Source organism: Desulfomicrobium norvegicum (assembly GCF_900114595.1).
In the GTDB taxonomy this organism is placed as follows: domain Bacteria; phylum Desulfobacterota; class Desulfovibrionia; order Desulfovibrionales; family Desulfomicrobiaceae; genus Desulfomicrobium; species Desulfomicrobium macestii.
In genome coordinates this window covers 62,838-83,086 of record NZ_FOTO01000016.1, presented here as the reverse complement: position 1 = coordinate 83,086, position 20,249 = coordinate 62,838, and the positions used below count along the sequence as shown (strand labels likewise).

The following is a 20,249-nucleotide window of genomic DNA, read 5'->3' as shown; positions in this document are numbered from 1 at the left end:
ATGTATGACAAAAGAAGTAGTTGCGGTTGGCGCAACTTTTCTTGTAGCGAATGTGCGAAAAGAAATTGCATGCTTTGATGAATGTGAAGGTTAGCGCTGGGACTGTCGTCCAGTGTCCGTTTGATGAAGATGAGAAATTTAATAACGGGCAGGAAAATGTTCGAGCAGTGCTAAAAACGTCGAAGCGAGACTTGATCTATTTTTTCTCCATTAATTCATATACTCGCGGGTCGCACATGAAAAAAACGTCTTTAACTCTGCTTCTTTTTTTTCTTTTTCAAGCTGGCTGCTTCAATCTTGCGACTCCCCCTTCCCAAATATCCGGTTCCTACACTTCAGAGTTGCGATATCAAAGTTACACGTGCGAAGAGCTCTCCGCAGAATTGAGCTCCCTGGCTCGACGGGAGAATCAATTGGTAACGGCTCAAGAGCAGCGGCGAAAGACGAGCATGGTTCAGGCGTTTTGGATTGGATATGGCAACGGTGACGGGATAGAAGCCGCAGAATTGGCAAATGTGCGCGGCGAAAAAGAGGCAGTACGAAAAGCCATAGATTCGAATCGGTGCGGAGCTTCTAAAAACGTTTCTTCTAAATCTGTCATAACTACCCAGCCTGCAGGACCCTTGAACGACGACCTCAGACGTGACCTGGAAACGATTGAACAGTGGAGATCGGCAGGCATCCTTACAGAGAAAGAGGCCGTGGAGTTGAGAAGGGAAGCTTTACAGAAATATTAGAGAGAAAAGAAATGTCAAATCTTAAATATTACCAGATACTGCATGAATTTATGAATGTGAAAGTCAACGCTGGAACTGTTCTGCTTTGTCCGTCTGTGAAGATGAGAAATTTAATAATGGGCAGGAAAGTGTTCGAGCAGTGCTAAGCAAAATCCAAAGAGAGGCTTTCTCGCTTTTGGGAGAGGGCAAAACAGTGGGGATCGTGGCAATGGTGTTCCGTTAGCGTGAAAATCTGCCCGAAGTGCCGTTATCTGGACCATGAGGAGAATGGCCCTAACTATGAGTGTTCGAAATGCGGGGTCATTTATTCGCGCGCATTCGAAGCCATCAATGAAGAGAAGATCAGGCAAAACGAAAAGCATTTCGCGCGCACTTGGTCCAAGGCAGGGTCACGCACACAGAAAAAGATCGGCACATTCTGGGTCTGGGCAGCCGTCTTCATAACCCTCATCGCCTTTCAGGCAATCAGGAATATCAAAAGCACCGGGGTCAACCTTCCCGTCGCACCCGCCCCGGCCGCCAAGACTCCCGCTCCGCCGGCCAGGGAGAACTTTCAGACCAAATACGAAATGCGAACTCAAGAAAAGGGCACATGCAGCTTCAAGCTCATCTCAAACGATGCCCCGAACACTATTTTCATCCTCACTAGCCGCGTAACTGGACAAAAAGCAGCTCTTCTCTATGTCAAACAAGGCGATGTACTCGAAGTTCATGTGCCGCCAGGAGAATATGGATATCAAATGATTCAGGGAGAAGTCTGGCTTGGAGAAAAAGAGCATTTTGGCCTGGGAACTGTTTATTATGATGGAGATTGTACATTTTCATTTGAACAGAACGAGCGTGGAACATCAGGACATATTGTCAGACTTAATACGTTGGATGGAAATATGAAGCCTGTTAGAACTGCACGGATTGATCTGAATTAAGGCCGGTCAGTTCGAGATAATTAAATTATTTTAAAGGTCTAGTAAAATCGCAAGGGCAGGGACCTGGGTCAGATCTTGAATCTTGAATTTTACCAAAAATTTTCCACCTTCAGACCAGACCCGCTCACTCCAAAACAAGACAAGGGATTTCAGTTTGCGCGCTGAAGTCCCTTTTTTCTTTGTGGAAATTTTCTGATGACGGAAATTGTAAGATAAAGGTTTGACTAGCAATATCGTCTTTGTCCGCGCTCTGTTCCCGCCGTCCCATTTCCCAAGGCAATCCTTGCACCCAATGCCTCCTGTTCGTCACGGGGCTTTCTTTTCCTCGCGTTTTCCCGAATGATGTACCTTTCGAGGAGGATTCATGGAGGTACGCAAAGTATACGTTGCACCGGACGGGGCGCGCATCGCCTACGGTCTGACCAGGGCCGGGGAGGCGCGGCGAACGCTGGTTCTGCTGCACGGCGTGGCCAGCAACATGACCCGATGGTGGAGGTTTCTGGCCGAGACGCGCCTGGCCAATAGCTGGGACATCCTGCGCTTGGACCTGCGGGGGCACGGCGGCTCCGTGTGGCGGGGGAGGATCGGCATGGGGGTGTGGTCCTCGGACCTGGCCGGGATTCTGCGTTCCGAGGGGGCCGGGCCGGCCGAGGTTGTCGGGCACTGCCTGGGCGCCAACCTGGCTCTGTGGTTCGCGCGGCTGGAACCAGCCCTCGTCTCCGGGCTGGTGCTCATCGAACCCATGTTCCGCGCCGCCATCACCGGCCGCATGAAACACATCCTGCACCTGCGCCCCATGCTGGCCGCCCTGACGCCGTCCCTCATGGCCTTGGCGTCCGCCGGCATTCACCGGAAAACCCTGCCACCCCTGGATCTGGCAATCCTCGACCAGGCCGCCTACGCCTCCATGGCCGGCGGCTCATTTCCCACGGATCGCTACGCCTCGCCCATCCATGAGCTTCGAATCCTTCCCACCGTGGCCTACGTGCAGGACCTTCTGGCCGTGACGGGCCCGCTGCCCGATTTGTCGAAAATCGCCACGCCGGCATTGTCCCTGCTGTCCAGCGGCGGCATGTTCGGTGACCCGGGGATGACCGTCAGATGCCTGGCCGAGCTTGCGGACTGCCGGGTTGAACATCTCGACTCCGTGCATTGGATTCCTACCGAGCAGCCCCGGGGCATGCGCGAGAGCATCGAGAGATGGTGCGGCAGGCACGGCTGAATGGAAAGAAAAGGGGGGCGAGTAGGCTTTAGAATTTCCGGGAGCCGTCTACCATGTGAGATCCCGGAGCAATGCACAATCTTCCATTTTTCGGGGCGAAACCGACCGGAGTCCTTTTTTTTGTGCTTGGTATGCACTCAAGCGTCCCCGCCTTTCATGGTTCAGCCTGATCTGCAATAGAAGCACTCAAGGGGGCTCAATACAGTACTATATTCACGTATTTTTGACTTTGATTTTTGATCCAGCCAAATTGATCTAGAAAACCTGGGGCAAATTGTCCTGCACCTCGTGGCGCGTCTGCTTGCCTAACGCCGCTGTTCTGCGAGTGTTTCGGACATCATCTGCATGAGGATCTTCATGTTAACGGGCTTTGCTAGGTATCCGCTCATGCCCGCGGCCAGAAACTTCTCCTTGTCTCCGGCCATGGCGTAGGCCGTCAGGGCAATGATGGGGATGTCCCGCTTGTGGGAGTTTTCAGAGCCTCGAATGCGCTGGCAGGCTTCGATGCCATCCATGACCGGCATCGATACGTCCATGAGGATGATGTCAAAATCATTTGCCTCATGCATTTCCACGGCTTCTTGCCCGTTGTGGGCCACGGTCACGCTTAGCCCGGACTTTTCCAACAGTCTGCTGATACTGAAAGCCGTTGTCTCGTCGTCTTCGGCCAGAAGAATTCGGCGGGGCACCAGCGACACGGTGCGGCTTTCCGACGCAACCTCATCGTCATGAGACTGCGCTTCATTGCCGAAGGTCACGCAAAAAGCAAAAGTAGTCCCGACTCCCTCCTCGCTTTCTACCACCATGTTCCCGCCCATGAGACCTACCAGATGCTTGCTGATGGTCAGGCCCAATCCGGCTCCCTGGTGGTTCCGGGTATATCCCTGGCTCACCTGGGTAAAGGGTTTGAACAAATTCCCGAGATCTTCATCCGCGATGCCGCACCCCGTATCTTCAATGGCGAAGAAAACTCTTAAGGTATCGTTGCTGCGTGACGGAAGCGCATAGGCCTCGACGTGCACGTGTCCGCGCTGGGTGAATTTGAAGGAGTTGGCGATCAGATTTGTGAGCACCTGCTGTAGTCTGATGGAATCTCCGACAACCCAAACCGGGAGGCCTGGGTCAAGATGTCGTGTCAAAGTGACACCGGTCTGGACGGCGACAGGTGCGAAAAGATCAATGGTTTGAGTCAGTACGCTGTGCAGGTTAAAGCGTTCGGAACGGATGGTCATCATGCTCGCCTCCACCCGGGAGAGGTCCAGAATGTCTGAGAGCAGTCTGGTCAGGCGGTTGGTGGACTGGATGGCCAAGGCGCAAAATTGCAAATCTTCCTTGTCCTGCACAGATGTCTCAAGAAGCTGAAGCATGCCCAGAATGCCGTTCAAGGGAGTTCGGATTTCATGACTCATGTTGGCCAGGAATTCGGATTTGGCCCGGCTAGCTGCTTCGGCCTGCTCCTTGGCCAGCAGCAGCTCCTCCTCGTTCCGCTTGCGCTCGGTGATGTCCTGGACCATGCCGACGGAGCGGATGACCTTGCCTTCGGCATCCCGCTCATGGACGCAGCGTTCGATTACAAAACGGATTTCTCCGTCGTCCCTGCGCACAATGCGATGCTCGATCTCGTAACGGTCCTTATTTTTCTCAATGGATGACGCATACGCGCGGTCAACGGCTGCGCGGTCGTTGGGGTGCACGAGGGCCATGAACAGCTCGTAACTGGGCTCAACTTCGACCTGCGATGCTCCAAAGATGCGGTAGGCTTCGTCCGACCATGTCAGGCGGTCTTCGACCAGGTCCAGCCGCCAGCTGCCCATGCGGCCGATGCTTTGAGCCTGCTCCAGGATGGCCTGGCTTGTGCGCAGCCGTGCCTGGCTTTCCAGGATAGCCGAAATGGCCTGACGGAATTCCCGTTCGATGATGCCCAGTTCCTGGAAGGGAGCCGGTGAAGGCGGGTCGGGCTGTTGCGAGGTTGCCAGGCCGGTCATGGACTTTGAAAATTCCACGATCGGGCGTATGATCCGCTGGTTCAGGGTCCGACCGACCGAAAGAAAGAGGATCAGGAAGTAGGCGACGAGCAGGACCTCGATGGTCGTCACGATCTTGAGGGTGTCGGACATGGCCTGCCAAATGTTCGTGGACAGGATGACCTTCCACTTGTTTCCGGGCAATTGGGCGACGGTGTCGGACATGAAGCTGCCGTCCCTGAAGGCTAGCGCGCTGAACGCCCGAGCTTCGGAAGCTTCCTTGAATATCCGCCAGTCTCCTATGTTGGTTTGCTGGCGCACCAGGGCCATGTCCGGGTGCGCGATGAGGTTGCCGAATCCGTCGGCGACTGCCACCACTGTGCCGTGAAGGTCCATTGAGAAATGTTGCAGATGTTCAAGCAGAGCGTCTAGATTCAGTTCTCCGACTATCATTTTTCCCGAAGCGGTTTGTGCCCGCATGAGGACTGTCAGACTGCCCGTATCAGAAGAATAGAGCGGCCGGGACATGGTCGAGTTCAAATCCGGGGGAAAGAGGACAGGGAAGTCCACCCCCACGAACCCAGGCGGGTGTGTGAACCGTACTACGCCCTTCGCATCGACCAAGAGGATGCGCTGGAAACGGGTCAGGGATTCCTGCGTCTGCCTGATGGCTGCGAGGATGTGGTCGGTTTCGCTGCTGCCCTCAAGCCTTGCAAGTGAGGCGAGGTTCGAATGGGCGTCCGACACGAAGATGTCGAGGTAGCGGCAGAGCGCAACCGCCAAGTGTTCGTTGGTATCTTTGGCCTTATTGACGCCTTCCGTGAGCAAGGCGAGTCCGAGGGCGAAGACGACAATGATGCATGGGGCCAGCAACCATACGGCCAAGGTCCCGCGCAACAGCGAAACAGCTGGTACAGGCGCTTCAGCGGATCGTTTCATGGGTGCGGAATTCTCTTCCGGTGAATTCGATGATGTAGTGGTCCCGGACGACATCGCCGAATTCGTCCAGGCGGAAAGGCGCGATGACTCCCGGGAGTTCCGGGAGGGTCTCCATGGCGTCCGGAAGGCCTTTTGGATCCCCTTCGGCCTTGAGCATCCCCTGCAAAAAGGCTTGGGTCGCCTCGTAGGACAGGGCGGCGGCAAAATTCGAGGCATAACCGAAGCGCTGCCGGTAACGTTGCTGGAATGACAGGTGCTCGGGCCTCGTGTTGTCTTCACTGTATCCCATGCCGAAAATCCATCCACCACAGGCTTGACCGCAATCCACCACAAGTTCCCGAGTGGCCGCCCACATGGCGCTATAGACAGGGAGCTTCAGGCTGCGCGATACGAAGGTTTTGGCCAAGTTGGACGCATCCCGGGAGGAGAGGCTGACAAAGACCGCATCTGGAGCGAGTCGCTCGATTTCCGCAGCGATGGGTTCCCAGGATTTTAGAGACAAGGACCGGATCTCCCAATCCTTGAGCAGTATCCCTCCGAGTCGGACAAATTCGGAGCGGAAAGCGTCCCTGTAAGGGCCTGAATAAGCATCGTTGTCCATGTCGGCGATGACCGCCACTGTGCGCAGACCGCCTTTCTCCATACCATAGCGGGCGAGGGCTCTGGCCCATTGGGAGTTTTCGCTGAGGACCCTGAAGAAGAGGTCCTTTTTTCCCGTCAGCAAGGGCGTGCTCACGGTAGGAGAGATAAGCGGCAAGCGGTGCCCCGAGGCCTGTTCAAGAGCGGCCGTGGCCACGCCGCTGGTCATGGGGCCGATGACGGCTACGGCTTTGGCTGCGGCCAGCCTGTCAACGGCCTGGCGGGCACCGTCGGGCGTATTGAGGTCGTCTTCGGGCACCAGACGGAATGTCATTCCCGGGATTAACTCCCGGGCGTTTGCTTCTTCCAGGGCCAACTGTGCCCCGTTGCGCCCCTGGACCCCCAGGTCGGAATATTTCCCTTCCAAGGGGCCGAGAAACCCCACTGCTACTTCAGAATTGTCCGAGCAGGCCTGCAAGAGCAGGCAGAGGAACAACAATGCAAGGCGTGTGTGAGTGATCATTCCTTGTGATAGTGGGCAGGGGTACATTATATATTGCGGGCTGATTGTTTTGTTGAGTGGTGGGTGTTTCAGGCGCTATCAGCCCTTGCTATTTTAAGAATTTAACTTGAGCAAGACGATGATGTTGCCAGTTCCCCTTGAAAAAGTGCCGTGCCTTTTGAACATCTGAATAGACAGGAATCATCTTGGCGGGTGAGCGACCTGCCGGATCTCTCGCGGCCTTTTTGCAGTGTTGCAAAAGCAGACTCAAATCTAGTCTTAAAAATTATACCATAACACTCGGGTTTACAAACGATATTTTATATAACTTTTCTAGATAGGCACAAAGATTCCTAACTTTTTGCGCAGCTTGGGCTTGGGGGCGGGGAAGGGGGGGCAAGTCTGTCTTTGACCTTGCTGCCGTCAAGATCGCAGGGAGCAACCGCAAAAAGGTTAGCGGGTAATTCCTGCTCGATTAAATCGTAAAGTAATGATTTTAAAGGTAATATTGTCTTTATCCGCGCCTTTCGGGTGGCGTCGGCTGCACGGTGTTGGACATCGGCTCACCGGCAATGCCCACGATTTCATCTCCAAGGGCATGCTGCCGGAAGCGATCGCGGTGGACAGTTGGCTGCTTGAACGGCTTTGCAGGCAAAGGCTAGAAATCCGCGGACCACTTGGCCGCTTCGTCGCCTTTCGGAGTGGCCAATGAGTTCGAAGATCGGCAGACACGGTTGCGCCCTTCGTCCTTGGCCCGGTACAAAGCCTGATCCGCGCGGATCAGCACATCTATCACGGAGGTGTCGGCGGGTAGCTTCTCCGCAACTCCGAAGCTCGCGGTGATGGAGAAGGATTTATTGGCGTTCTCCAGCCTCAGGCCCGCCAAACCCTTGCGCAGTTCCTCTGCCACCACGGCCGCTCCGTCCTGATCCGTGTCCGGCAGGAGCAAGAGGAACTCTTCCCCGCCGTAGCGGCAGAAGAGATCCGATTCGCGAAGCCTGGACATGATGAACTGGGCTGCGGAATTGAGGGTAATGTCCCCGGCGGTGTGCCCGTAAGTGTCGTTGATCATCTTGAAATGATCCAGGTCCATCATGACGCAGGAAAGGGGGGCGCCGCTTCGCTTCTCTCTTGCGAATTCCCGATGGGCGGCCGCTGTGAAGGCGCGGCGGTTCAAGGCTCCTGTGAGCATGTCCGTGCTTGCGGCCAGGGCCAGTTCCCGCCCCTGCCGGTTGAGCTTGAGCTGGCCGCGCACGAGGAGCACGCCCATGGTCGAGACGACGAACGCCATGGCAACCGACGCCCCGCCGTAGAGCAGAGCGTGGCGGTACCAGGAGGTCAGGGCTGTATCCACGGGGATGGCGGCAAAGGCCTGCAGGGGAAAATGGCTGACCCGGGTTCTGCCCGCCACCATCTTTTGTCCCCGCATGTTTGAAACGTCGCCATATGTTTCGCTTTGTTCGCCGCTTTCCAAGTCCTTGTCTTGCGCGATCGCTGTAACCGTGTGGCCGATCAGTTCCTCCGCGCCGGGGGCAATGAGGTAGATCAGACCGTCCAGGTTCGTGATCATGATGTTGGTGTCCTGCGGCATGTCGAGATCGTCGAAGATGCGCAGCAGGTGTTCCAGGGCGACCTTGATGGCTACGACATGTGTCAGCTCGCCCCGGTAGTCGCGCGCCCCCAGACTGATGTCGAAGCTCCATTCGTCGGACTGCTGCGGGTTGCGCTGCGGCGCACCTACGAACATCTCCTCGCTGCCGTTCTGGTGAGCCCGGATGTAGTCCGTGTCCAGGATGGCTGGCGGATCATCGGGTCCGTTCCATGCCAGGACACGCCCTTGGGCATCTGTAACCACCACGCCGTGGGCGTATGGCTCCCGTGCCCGGATGGTGTGGATGAGATTGTCCCATTGATGTTTTTTTTCGCCAGGACGTACGTCGGAAAAAGTCTGAATGAGAGTGCCGATCTCTCTGAGGCGTCCTTCAAGATCGACCAGGACCATGCCGATTTCGGCGGCCACCAGACTGGAGATGAAACGAGTGTTTTCGCGGGCCAGGGTGAGGGTCGTGTGATAGTTGGTCACGGCCATGATGACGGACGAGACGATCATGCCCAGCGTGAGACAACCTGCGGCCAGTAAGACCAGCAAGGTCTGTCCCTTGGAGTCGTGGATGTCGAGGTTTGCGTTCACGGAGAGCATCCTCCTCTGGGCGCTCGCGGGAATGGAGAAAACATGGGCTACCGACAGGCCTATTTCGCGGCCTGTGCTATGATGGCCCGGCAAAATGCGGGCAGATCATCAGGCTTTCGCGCGGATATCTGATTCCGGTCCACGACAACTTCCTTGTCTACCCACGTAGCGCCGGCGTTTACCAGGTCATCCTTGATGCCGGGGGTGGATGTGCAGGTGAAGCCTTTCATGATCCCCGCGGAGATCGGAATCCATCCGCCGTGGCAGATGTGGGCGACTATTTTTCCGGCTTCGTGTATTTCGCGGGTGAGCTCCAGGACCTTCGGGTCACGTCTGAGCTTGTCGGGGGCGAACCCGCCGGCAACGATCAGCAGGTCGAAGTCCTTGGCCTGCTGGTCCGCGATGGCGGCTGTGGATTTGAAGGGATACCCGTTTTTGCCTGTGTAGACGATTCCCGCCTCGGGCCCGGCCACGACCATTTCGGCGCCTTCTTCGATCAGGCGGTAGTATGGGTAGAGAAGCTCCATGTCTTCAAAGATGTGATCCACAAACATCAGGACTTTCTGGCCTTTCATTTTCATCTTGAACTCCGGTGTGTTAACGGATGATGGGCTTGTAGAGAACAATTCATCTGTCCACATATGCCAATCTTGAGCTGTATGTCCATGTCGTGACTCGGGTTGAACCTCGCGACAAGAAAAGAGGGCACCCATGTATGGATTCGTTCCCTGTGTCAAAATATTTTGAAGGGGAAAAAGGGGGGCGCGTCCGCCTTGGGCTTTTTTGCCGCCAAGAGACACTGTGTTTCACTGACGCGGCAGATCGCCGTTTTTCAACAGCCTGAGCCCAGGGCGGAGCGTCAGAAGGCAACCAGTTCCTGACGCTCCTCGTCCCAGAGCTTGAGGCGGATGCACGCCAGGCTATTCCTTAAGGTCAGGGGCTGTCTGGACTTCAGGACGGGGATGGCATCGAAGCACTCCTTCAGGCGGTAATTCGGGATTCTGGGGCCCAGGTGGTGCACGTGGTGGTAGCCGATGTTGCCGGACAACCAGCGCAGCACCGGCGGCAGGTCGTAGAAGGAACTGCCTTCCATGGCGGCTCGTACGGGGTCCCAGTCGTTCCTGCGCGCCCAGTAGACCCCTTCGAACTGATGCTGCACGTAGAAGAGCCAGATCCCCAGTGCCCCGGCCAGCCAGATCACCGGCAATTGGATCAGGACATACGTCTTCCAGCCCACCGCCCATGCGACGATCAGGGCCACGGCCACGATCAGGAGGTTGGTCAGGAGCACGCTCATCCGTTCTTTGCGTTTGGTCTGGTAGCCGGGCAGGCGGAAGCGGAGCAGGAAGCTGAACAAAGCCCCCAGTCCCAGCAGCACCAGTGGGCTGCGGAAAAGCCGATACCCCAGGCGCGTGGCCCATGAGGACGCATCGTATTCCGTGCGGGTCATGGTCCAGATATCGCCGAAACCGCGCGCATCGAGGTTCGCGTAGCTGCCGTGATGCTTGAGATGGCTGAATCGCCAATCCTCGAAAGGCGTGAACACGAGCACGCCGAACACGTAGCCGAAGAATGTGTTCAGGCCCTTGCTCCGAAAGAGCGACCCGTGCACGCAGTCATGGAAGAGGATGAAAATCCGCACCAGAAAGGCGGCGGCCACCACGGCCAGCGCCAGGGTCAGCCAGTAGGACCCGCCGCTGCGTACGGTCATGATCATCAGCAGCCACAGGCACCCGTATGGCACAAGGGAGTTGGCCACCTGCCAGGCGGCTTTCAGGTTGTTCGGTTCACGGAACCTTGTCATGTCGGAGTGCCATGGCGGCAAGGCGCGCCTGGTCGGCTGTTTCCTTTCAGACGTCATGGCGTCCGCGTTCACCGTTTTCATGTCTCCCCCTGCCCGAGGAAGGGAAGCTGGATGCGTCGCTTCCTCCCGGTTCCGCCTTCCTGGGCCACGAAGTTGATCCGGAATTTTGCGCAAACCGTATCCCATCCGCCAGCCCGAGGCAACGGCCTGCATACATTTCGGGCCGCGTCCCGCATGGTGGCCGAGGCTCCGCGCCGCCGCGCGGGAGTAGAGTATGGGTCGTATAGGACCCATAGGTCCCATAGGTCGTATAGGACCTATACTGCTCATCATCTAGGGGAGCAGGGTCACGGGGAGCAGGGTCAGATCTTGAATCTTGAATTTTTCCAGATAACCCCCGCCTCATGAACAGATCCGTTCACTTCAAAACAAGACAAGGGATTTCAGTTTAAAAGCTGAAATCCCTTGCTATTTGCGGTTTTCGTGGTGGATTTATGGATGGCCTTCCACCTGTTACCCGGCGAGAGGGCTAGAGTTTGTTGACCGGCAGTTTCACGAACTGTGTTCCTGCGATCTCCTGGCCGAACTGTCCGTTGCGCAGGTTGGCCTGAATGGAGGGCAGGAGCAGTGGGGGTACGGATTTGCCCGTGTCTTCACGCTGTCTTTGCTGGACAAATTCTTCCTTGCCGATGCCAAGATGCAGACGCACATTGAGCCGTTTCTGCTCGTCGATGGTGCACATGCATTGCGGACCGCGCCTGCTTTCCGGTGGGTAGTCGTGCCCTACGTAAACGCGGTAGTCGTCGGGCAGGGCAAAAAGACGACGCGAGGAGTCGTAGGAATGCTCCGCGCTGCCACCGGGAAAATCGCATCTTCCAGAGCCCACGTCCGGCAGAAAGATGGTGTCGCCGACAAAGACGGCGTTGCCGATGACATAGGTCGTGTCCGCGGGGGTATGTCCGGGCGTATGTAGAATCTGGGCCTGCATGTCGCCCACGGTGAACTTTTCGTCGTTGTCAAAGAGATGGTCGAACTGGGACCCGTCCAGGCTTGTATCGTCCTGGGTCTGGAAGATGGGAACCCACGTGGCGATGATGGTCAGGATATGCTTGCTGATGGCGATTTTTCCGCCCAGCCGTTCTTTCAGATAATGGGCGGCCGTAAGGTGGTCGGCATGGATGTGCGTTTCCAGTATCCATTCCACGGCAAGCTGTTTTTCCTTGATGAAGTCGATGACGATATCCGCGGACCGCGTGCTGGAGGTGCAGGAAGGAAGATCAAAATTCAGCACGCTGTCGATTATGGCACAACGCTTTTGTGCATCTGTCTCGGACCAGATTACATACGACCAGGTGGCCGTGTCCTCGTCAAAAAAAGCTCGTACTGTGGGCTTTTGCATGGCTTGTCTCCTTATCGTCTATTTGCAGCCGCCGCCGGAACTGCCTTTGGGCTTGCCGCTGATTGGGCATACGCCGCCCGTGCAGCCGGTCTTGTTCCACGGTGCCCGCGTCAGCAGCATGGCCATGCCGCAGGTGTTGGTGATGCCGGCAAAGACAAGCCCGCCGCCCACGAAAATCGCTCCCCAGACAAAGCTGGCGGTGACGAAATATCCCAAAAGACCAAACAGCAGCACCAGGCTGCCGGCCGCTATGCGCACCTGTCTGTCCAGGGAGATGGGGCCGCCCATGTCAGGAGCGGAGTTTGCGCCGACCAGGGGCAGGCCCTCGCGTTCCCAGGCGTCGATACCGCCTTGCAGGACCTTCACATCACTGAAGCCCGCTTTGATGAATTTTTCTGCCGCCTTTCGGGCCCTGCTGCCGCTGGTGCAGAGAATGATGAGCGGGGTGTCCGGGAGAATGCCGTGCCGCATCGCAAAATCCTCTGGTGCCAGATCCGTAAGCGGCGCAAAGGCCAGCGAGCGGGCCGGGCGTTTGTTGGAAAATTCCGCCGACGTGCGCACATCGAGAAAGATTGTTTGCTGGGCATCCGCCTTTGAAGCGGCGAGAGCCGAAATTTCCTGCAATCCCATAACGTCTCCTTTGTGGATATTCCTCCTGAGCACCGCGCGCCGCGCACTGCAACATCAGGTCGCTGCGTGATCAGGAATGAAAATATGGAACGAAACTATACGTACTTTCAACTGATGACAATTTGTCACCGCATCAGGACTTTTTGGCACTGATCTCTTCCACCCGGTCCTCGAACATCTTCCGGTGCAGGTCCATGTGCGCGAAATAATCGTGGATCAGGGCTTCCAGGGAGATGTCCTTGTCTTCGTGTCTCCAGACGTGATTCAGGGCGGCTGGATTCATGTTTTCGATCAGGTGCAGGAGCAGGGCGTTGTAGGTTTTCCAGAGGGTGACCAGGGTGGAATAGTCGAATGACGCGATTCTGGTCGTGTTTTTCCACTCCTCGGCGTCGTATTTCGGGAAGATAAGCACCGGCTCAAGTTGCAGGCGGACAAATCGCTGGTGGTTGTTGGACGCGGAATCGATCAGGTGAGCGATCATCTCCTTCAGGGTCCACTTGTCCGGGGCCAGGCGGATGTCTGCGAGGTCTGCGTTTCGGGTCATGAGGATTTCGAAGGATTCAATACGGGCCTTGCAGTCGATGCAGTCTATATTCATGGTCTCTCCTTGAGGTTGTGGCGAATTGTTCCCATAGCGCCTGATGAGCTGCGGACACAAGCGAAATGCCAGGGCTTGATTCTGGGTCCCTTCGCCGGATGGCGCTCCTTCCTTGCGTCAGGAGTCATCAACCAACATGAATTGAGGAATATTTGATGCGTGAATCTGGATGGGATGTTTTGTGCTTCGCGGTTCGAAAAAAGTCAGGCTCCAGAGGCTTGTAGGGAATCTGTTTTGGGCGGCCGGGGCGTTGATGGTTCGCGTTCCTGAAATCGGATGCTTGCGCAAAACGATCAGGAACGCGAGATGCTCAGATCTTGAAAATGCTCACCGATTTTTGCAGTTTTTCCGACAGATTCTGCAATGAGGCCGCACTTGCGTCCACCTCGGCGCTGCCATGCGAGACTTCGCTGATCCGCTCGTTGATTTTTGCTATTTCCTGCGCGATTTCGTTCGCCATCAGGGAGCTCTGACTCACATTCCTCGTGACTTCCTGCAAGCCGCCAGCCGCCTGGTTCACGTTGTCGGCAATCTCCCTGGTCGCGAGAGCCTGCTGGTCCACCGCCACGGCGACGCCGTCGATCATCCCGCTGACGTTGCCGATCTCGTCCGTGATCTCCTTGATCTCTCCAACAGTCTCGACCGTGAGGGTTTGGATCGACCCGACGTTGTTTTTGATCTCCTCGGTCGCTCTGGCCGTCTGCTGGGCAAGTTCCTTGATTTCGTTGGCGACAACCGCGAAGCCTCTTCCGGCTTCCCCGGCCCTGGCCGCCTCGATGGTCGCGTTCAGGGCCAGCAGATTTGTCTGTCCCGAGATGACGTTGATCGTCTCGACGATCTTTCCGATCTCAACGGCCGCGGAGCTCAGATTGGTCATGTTGTCGGAAGCCCGCTTGGCCCGGAAGACGGTTTTTGCGCTCGTTTCCCTGGTCTTGCCGGTGTTTGCGGCGATCTCGCTCATGGTGGAGTTCATCTCCTCCGCGGCGGAAGCGATCATTCCGATGTTTGTCGAAGACTGCTCCGCGGCGGCAGCCACCGAGGAAATGTTAACGCCCATTTCTTCGGCCGCGGCGGCCACGCCGTGAGATTTTTCGCGCATGTCCGCCGCTCCCTCGAAAATTTTTCGTGAGACCACTGCGAGTTCACTGGAGGACGAGGCCAGCGCTCCAACGCCCCCGATCACGCTGCCCAGGGTTTCCTTGAGAGTGTCCAGCATGCGCCGAGTGGCCCGGAGCATTTTTCCGGTCTCATCACTGCCGCCTTCGGCGACTTGGCAGGTCAGATCGTTGTTGGCCATTGTCTCCACCACACCGACAACCTGGTGAATGGATCGCGTCACGCCGCGCCCGACACTGAAGACCATCAGCAGCGCCACGGCAGTCGTGATCAGGGCGATCAGGGAAATGATCCGAAACATCTCGGTGATGGTTGACTCCATCTGCAATGTTGCGGCGGCAAGCTTCTTGTCCTTCAACTCAATGAGGGCGGCCATGTATTCCCGGGATTCATTCGCCAAGGGCGTGGCCAGTTTCTGGTAGTCCGAAAAATGCGTCGCACGCATGTCCTGTCGCACATCCTTGAGATCCAGGCAAAACTGATACCCGTGATTCACGAAGCTCATTGTCGTGCGCTCGGCGTTGTCGAGGATCACCTTCTCCTCATGATCCGTGATGCGCGACTTGAGGGAAGCATAGCTGTCTGTGATATTTTTTATGACTTTCTCAAGACCCTGGATGTCTTTTTCAATGTTACTGCCGAGCATCATGTTACGTGTTAGACGACTTACATAATTTACATCCCGGTTTATTTCCAAAACATTGATTTTTCCGCCGATATCTCGAAGTACAACATCGTTATATATTGATTTTATAGCGAATACTTCATAAAGACTGACGCCTGTCAGACATCCAATCGCCAGAAAAAAAACAATGCCGATTCCATACATTTTAAATTTGATAGACATTCAGGCTCCTATGGTGTTTTGCGACGTACCCGTGCTTCGGACCGAGCGGGATAGTGCAAAGGATGAGCGATCGTCAAGGGTGGCGGGCGCACCGTGGCCCCGCTCCAGTTCTATGGGGGGCGTGCCGCTTCGGACAGGGCATGGGGCCCGGGCCATGCCTTGATTGAAATCCGCCCTTCGTCCGGGAGACCCTCATGGCTATGCCTTTGCGCATCGAACGCCCCGACGCGTGGCGCCACTTCGTGGAACGCGGTGAAAGAGTTTGGCAAGGCGCGTGTTTTCATCGTATCTGTTGGTTGCAGTTGGCTTCAAGGATCATGAAGTTGGCAGGGAGGGTATGATGGATCGTCGTCGTTTTCTGAAAAATGTGATCGGGGGCGGCATTGTCGCCGGGTCCACGGTGGCTTTCGGCAACTATTCGCAATTGCTGGCCGCAACGGTACCGGCCGCCCCGGCATACGACCTCGTGGCCGTGCGGGGCGGGGAGCCGGGGGGGATGTTCGACCGGGCCATGGCCTCCCTTGGAGGCATGCAGACGTTCGTGCCCAAGGGGAGCAGGGTAGTGGTCAAGCCGAACATCGGCTGGGATGTGACTCCGGAACGCGGGGGCAACACGAATCCGGCGCTCGTTCAGCGCATCATCGAACACTGCCTGCAGGCCGGTGCCCGCGAGGTGTCCGTTTTCGACCACACCTGCGACCCGTGGGCGCAGTGCTACAGATCGAGCGGCATCGAGCGGGCGGTCAAGGATGCCGGCGGAAGGATAGTCTCCGGGAACAACGAGGGCTATTACCAGCAGATAACCGTACCGGAAGGAAGGCGTCTCACCGAAGTCAAGGTGCACGAGCTGCTGCTTGAGGCGGACGTGCTCATCAATGTCCCGGTCCTCAAGCATCACAGCTCGACGATGCTCACGGTCGGCATGAAGAATCTCATGGGCGTGGTCTGGGATCGTGGGTATTGGCACCGGAACGACCTGCACCAGTGCATCGCGGATTTCATTTCATGCCGCAGGCCAACCCTGACCGTGGTCGACGCCTACAACGTCATGCAGCAGAACGGGCCGCGCGGGGTGTCCACCGGCGATATCGTGCAGATGCAGGCGCTCATCGTCTCCACGGATCCCGTCGCCGCCGATGCTGCCGCCGCGAAGCTCTTCGGCCTCGAACCCGAAGCCGTCCGCCATATCCAGCTCGCGGCGGAGATGAATTTGGGACGCATGGATCTTGGCGCGCTGTCCATCAACCGCATCAGGCTTTGAGGCGTCCTGTGGGCATGAAGCCTGGGCACCTGAAGACGGTCCGCGTGGCCCTGTCCCTTGTCTTTTTCGGGCTGACCGCACTGGTCTTTCTTGATTTGGCAAGCGTGATCCCCCCGTGGTTCACCGGGGGGATTTTGTACCTGCAGTTCATTCCCTCGCTGCTCGCCTTCATGCACGGGGCGGCTCTCGGCGCGGCGGGGTGGCTCTTTGTCGTGGCCCTGACCGTGCTTTTCGGCCGTGTCTACTGCTCCACCGTCTGTCCCCTCGGGACCCTCCAGGATGCCATCGGATTCACGGCCGGGAAAAGGAGAAGATTTCATTTCAGACCAGCCGGAACGCTTCGTTACGCCATCGCGGCCGTCACGGCGCTGCTGCTGGTCGGCGGCAGCGGCCTGCTGCTGAACCTGCTCGATCCGTTCAGCGCTTTTGGGCGCATTCTGGCCGATCTCGTGCGTCCGGCGGTCATCGTGATCAACAATGTCACGGCAGCGGCCTTTGAGCAGTTTGGGCAATACGCGGTTTCCCGCAAGCAGTGGGCAGTGCTGACGCCCCTTGCCGTAGGGGTCGCCGCGACAACGCTGGTCGTGGTCGGATGGCTGGCCGCCAGGCGTGGCCGCCTTTACTGCAACACCGTCTGCCCGGTGGGCACGCTCCTGGGCCTGGTGTCCCGGATTTCATGGCTGGGCCTTGGAATAGACCATGACAGATGCACGAAGTGCGGGCGCTGCGTACGCGCCTGCAAGGCGGGTTGCATCGACCTTGCGCGCATGAGGCTCGATGCCGGGCGCTGCGTCGCCTGCTACAACTGTCTGGCCGCCTGCCCGGAAGGGGCGGTGCATTTTGAAAACAGGTGGCGGCGTGCCTCCGCCGTGCAGGTGGATCAGGGGCGCAGGGATTTTCTGCTGCATTCGGGGGTTTCCTTGCTTGGCCTCGCCGGGTTGGCGGAGAACAACGCGACGGTCCTGCAGAGCAGGCCGACAACCGTTCCCGAAGCCGTGACCGGCCCCGTTTCTCCGCCGGGATCGATCAGCATCGAGCGCTTCACCTCCCTCTGCACGGCCTGCCACCTGTGCGTGAGCGTCTGTCCGTCGCGGGTCCTGTCCCCGTCGCTCCTCGAATTCGGGCCATCGGGCATGATGCAGCCGCGCCTCGACTTCCGCGCATCCTATTGCAACTTCGAGTGCACGCTGTGCTCACAGGTCTGCCCTACAGGGGCCATCCAGCTTCTGACCGTGGAAGGCAAGAAGCGTACGCAGTTGGGCGTGACCAGGTTCATCAAGGAAAACTGCGTGGTCTTCACGGACAACACCAACTGCGGCGCCTGCTCCGAGCATTGCCCGACCAAGGCGGTGCGCATGGTGCCGCACCCCAATCCGCTCAACCGGGCGTTGTTCATCCCGGAAGTGCATGCGGACTACTACATCGGTTGCGGAGCCTGCGAACACGCCTGCCCCACGAGGCCCTTCAAGGCGATCTGCGTGGACGGCAATCCGGTTCACGCGCGGTCGAAAAAGCCGGAGCCCACGGCACCGGAGATCAAAATCAACGACACGGAAGATTTTCCATTCTGAGACCCGGCCCCGAAAGAGGATCTTGGATAAGTCCCGCGAGGCTCATTTTTAACAGACTGGGCTTTTTTCGACGGTGCTCATAATATTCTGATATACTTAAATATCTGGACGCAATGGTCGAGGCTTGCTAGTGGCTTCTACCCATGCGAACCGTAATTCTCTCACTAATGCTACTTACTTTTTGGTCTTCATCAGTACTTGCCGAACACAAGCGACTTGAGAAGGAATATCAGCAGGATTGGTGTGCCGAAGCACGAGGTCAGGCGGAGATCCGTCTTGCCGATGGAACCAGGGCCGATTGCATCACCCGCACTCACGCCATCGAGTTCGACTTCGGCCGCAAGTGGGCGGAGTCCATAGGCCAGGCCCTGTATTATTCCATGCAGACCGGAAAGCGGGCAGGGGTCGTACTGATTCTGGAGCGGATCGAGGACAGGAAGTTCTGGATTCGGCTGAATTCGATCATCGAGTTTCAGAAACTCCCGATTGACACCTGGAAGATCGAGAATTTTCAGATCCCATAACGATTGTCATCTCCCGCCGACGCATGTAGCCCTTGATGCCAAACATCAGGAGCAACCATGAGCGCACTTTTTTCCCCCATTTCTCTTGGCAATCTTTCTTTGCAGAACCGCATCGTCATCGCCCCCATGTGCCAGTATTCCGCACAGGACGGGCTGCCGACCGACTGGCACCTGATTCACCTTGGGCAGCTTGCCGTGTCCGGGGCCGGGCTGCTGATCATCGAAGCCACCGCCGTCGAACCGGCCGGGCGCATCTCGCCCCAGGATCTCGGGCTGTGGTCCGATGAGACCGAGGCGGCCCTGACAGCGCTCCGCAGGACCCTGCGGAACCATTCTTCCATGCCCGTGGCCATCCAGCTGGCTCATGCCGGTCGCAAGGGGGCCACGGCGCGGCCCTGGGACGGGGGTGCGTCCGTATCGTTCGGACGCGGCGGCTGGACTACGTCCTCGGCCTCGGCGCTGCCCTTTGAACCCGAGGACGCCCCGCCCGTGGAGATGGACGCAAACGGTATCGCGCGGGTGGTCAAAGCCTTTCGCCGGGCGGCAGAGCGCGCCCAGAACTGCGGCTTCGACTGTGTGGAACTGCACTGCGCCCACGGCTACCTCATGCACCAGTTCCTGTCCCCATTGTCCAACCAGCGCCAGGACGAGTACGGCGGCAGCCTGGAAAACAGGATGCGCCTGCCGCTCATGGTCTTCCGCGAAATCCGCGCCGTGCTGCCGCAGGGCTTTCCGCTCGGAGTGCGCATCTCGGCGACGGACTGGATCGAGGGCGGCTGGGACCTTGAGCAGAGCACGGTCTTCGCCGCGCGTCTGAAGGAGCTTGGTTGCGACTACATCCACGTCTCCAGCGGCGGCCTGTCCCCCCTGCAGAAAATCAAGCCGGGACCTGGCTATCAGGTGCCTTTTGCGGCGCATATCAAGCGCGAAACCGGCATGACCACCATCGCGGTGGGCCTGATCACCCAGCCCAGGCAGGCCGAGGAGATCATCACCTCCGGCCAGGCCGACCTGACGGCCCTGGGCCGGGGCATGCTCTACGATCCTCGTTGGCCCTGGCACGCGGCCGCGGAACTGGGCGCCTGTGTGGATGCGCCGTCGCAATATCTTCGCTGCGAGCCCCACGGCGTGAAGGACCTTTTCAGGAAGAACTGACCATCCGGGCAGCGCCGCGTGGAAAGGTCGGCATCGTCCCGCGGGTCGATGCTCTTTTTGCCTGGATCATGCGAGTGTCATGCCCGCGAAGAAGGGTCGCAAATTCTCGTCAGCCTTCTGAAGAATTCGCGGCCCTGATGGCGAGATTGTTTTGGAGACGAAGTGATGGCGTCATTGCAAAAAGTCGTCATCCTCTTAAAAAAGGGGATGACGACTTTTTAAATGTCTTAAAAAATTGGAGTTATGCCTTTGTGGGAATGACGAGCAGGTTCTCTTGCGACTTT

General features: G+C 57.5%; 17 protein-coding genes. 7 read left to right on the top strand and 10 right to left on the bottom strand.

The features are described from left to right. The first annotated feature begins 77 nt into the window (after nucleotides 1-77). Nucleotides 78-737 (top strand): hypothetical protein, encoded by a 660-nt coding sequence (locus BMZ24_RS20025; RefSeq protein ID WP_208599881.1) that lies wholly within the window; start codon nucleotides 78-80, stop codon nucleotides 735-737. Nucleotides 738-961: 224 nt separating this feature from the next. Then, nucleotides 962-1,663 carry a hypothetical protein gene (locus BMZ24_RS17545; protein WP_092194090.1) on the top strand — a complete coding sequence of 234 codons (702 nt, stop codon included), beginning with the start codon at nucleotides 962-964 and terminating at the stop codon, nucleotides 1,661-1,663. Between the two features lie 124 nt (nucleotides 1,664-1,787). Here the strand turns inward: BMZ24_RS17545 and BMZ24_RS19735 are convergent, their stop codons facing one another. After that, nucleotides 1,788-1,952, bottom strand: a complete 165-nt coding sequence (locus BMZ24_RS19735; protein ID WP_153304619.1) for a hypothetical protein — start codon at nucleotides 1,950-1,952, stop codon at nucleotides 1,788-1,790. A gap of 75 nt (nucleotides 1,953-2,027) precedes the next feature. Between BMZ24_RS19735 and BMZ24_RS17540 the strand changes: the two genes are divergently transcribed. After that, the gene (locus BMZ24_RS17540) at nucleotides 2,028-2,885 is read left to right on the top strand and encodes an alpha/beta fold hydrolase (protein ID WP_092194088.1); all 858 of its coding nucleotides are present in this window, start codon (nucleotides 2,028-2,030) and stop codon (nucleotides 2,883-2,885) included. Between the two features lie 305 nt (nucleotides 2,886-3,190). On the opposite strand, the gene BMZ24_RS17535 is transcribed toward BMZ24_RS17540, so the two are convergent. The 9 genes from BMZ24_RS17535 to BMZ24_RS17495 all read right to left on the bottom strand — a co-directional run bounded on the left by BMZ24_RS17535 (nucleotide 3,191) and on the right by BMZ24_RS17495 (nucleotide 15,256). After that, nucleotides 3,191-5,788: a PAS domain-containing hybrid sensor histidine kinase/response regulator gene (locus BMZ24_RS17535; RefSeq protein ID WP_161949224.1), complete on the bottom strand. Its 2,598-nt coding sequence runs from the start codon at nucleotides 5,786-5,788 to the stop codon at nucleotides 3,191-3,193. Continuing rightward, nucleotides 5,772-6,890 carry an ABC transporter substrate-binding protein gene (locus BMZ24_RS17530; RefSeq protein ID WP_161949223.1) on the bottom strand — a complete coding sequence of 373 codons (1,119 nt, stop codon included), beginning with the start codon at nucleotides 6,888-6,890 and terminating at the stop codon, nucleotides 5,772-5,774. Before BMZ24_RS17530 ends, BMZ24_RS17535 begins: the two co-directional genes overlap by 17 nt. 637 nt (nucleotides 6,891-7,527) lie before the next feature. Beyond that, a complete protein-coding gene (locus BMZ24_RS17525) occupies nucleotides 7,528-9,060 on the bottom strand; it encodes a sensor domain-containing diguanylate cyclase (protein WP_161949222.1) in 1,533 nt (510 codons plus the stop codon). 59 nt (nucleotides 9,061-9,119) lie between these two features. Then, the gene (locus tag BMZ24_RS17520; RefSeq protein WP_092194080.1) at nucleotides 9,120-9,641 is read right to left on the bottom strand and encodes a type 1 glutamine amidotransferase domain-containing protein; all 522 of its coding nucleotides are present in this window, start codon (nucleotides 9,639-9,641) and stop codon (nucleotides 9,120-9,122) included. 278 nt (nucleotides 9,642-9,919) lie between these two features. After that, nucleotides 9,920-10,945, bottom strand: a complete 1,026-nt coding sequence (locus BMZ24_RS17515) for a fatty acid desaturase (protein WP_244150406.1) — start codon at nucleotides 10,943-10,945, stop codon at nucleotides 9,920-9,922. A gap of 448 nt (nucleotides 10,946-11,393) precedes the next feature. Then, complete coding sequence (locus tag BMZ24_RS17510) at nucleotides 11,394-12,263, bottom strand: MBL fold metallo-hydrolase (RefSeq protein WP_092194078.1); 870 nt, start codon at nucleotides 12,261-12,263, stop codon at nucleotides 11,394-11,396. An 18-nt stretch (nucleotides 12,264-12,281) separates the two neighbouring features. Beyond that, the gene (locus BMZ24_RS17505; protein WP_092194076.1) at nucleotides 12,282-12,893 is read right to left on the bottom strand and encodes a rhodanese-like domain-containing protein; all 612 of its coding nucleotides are present in this window, start codon (nucleotides 12,891-12,893) and stop codon (nucleotides 12,282-12,284) included. 133 nt (nucleotides 12,894-13,026) lie between these two features. After that, nucleotides 13,027-13,491, bottom strand: a complete 465-nt coding sequence (locus BMZ24_RS17500) for a DinB family protein (RefSeq protein ID WP_092194074.1) — start codon at nucleotides 13,489-13,491, stop codon at nucleotides 13,027-13,029. Nucleotides 13,492-13,801: 310 nt separating this feature from the next. Next, nucleotides 13,802-15,256, bottom strand: coding sequence for a methyl-accepting chemotaxis protein (locus BMZ24_RS17495; RefSeq protein ID WP_161949221.1), 1,455 nt, complete (start codon nucleotides 15,254-15,256; stop codon nucleotides 13,802-13,804). A 538-nt stretch (nucleotides 15,257-15,794) separates the two neighbouring features. Between BMZ24_RS17495 and BMZ24_RS17490 the strand changes: the two genes are divergently transcribed. The 4 genes from BMZ24_RS17490 to BMZ24_RS17475 all read left to right on the top strand — a co-directional run bounded on the left by BMZ24_RS17490 (nucleotide 15,795) and on the right by BMZ24_RS17475 (nucleotide 19,965). Next, on the top strand, nucleotides 15,795-16,715 hold the full coding sequence (locus BMZ24_RS17490) for a DUF362 domain-containing protein (RefSeq protein ID WP_092194071.1): 921 nt from the start codon (nucleotides 15,795-15,797) through the stop codon (nucleotides 16,713-16,715). 14 nt (nucleotides 16,716-16,729) lie between these two features. Then, nucleotides 16,730-18,286, top strand: a complete 1,557-nt coding sequence (locus tag BMZ24_RS17485; RefSeq protein WP_092194069.1) for a 4Fe-4S binding protein — start codon at nucleotides 16,730-16,732, stop codon at nucleotides 18,284-18,286. 167 nt (nucleotides 18,287-18,453) lie between these two features. Next, complete coding sequence (locus tag BMZ24_RS19930; protein ID WP_143077951.1) at nucleotides 18,454-18,810, top strand: hypothetical protein; 357 nt, start codon at nucleotides 18,454-18,456, stop codon at nucleotides 18,808-18,810. Between the two features lie 57 nt (nucleotides 18,811-18,867). After that, complete coding sequence (locus BMZ24_RS17475; RefSeq protein WP_092194066.1) at nucleotides 18,868-19,965, top strand: NADH:flavin oxidoreductase/NADH oxidase; 1,098 nt, start codon at nucleotides 18,868-18,870, stop codon at nucleotides 19,963-19,965. The last annotated feature ends 284 nt before the right edge of the window (nucleotides 19,966-20,249 follow it).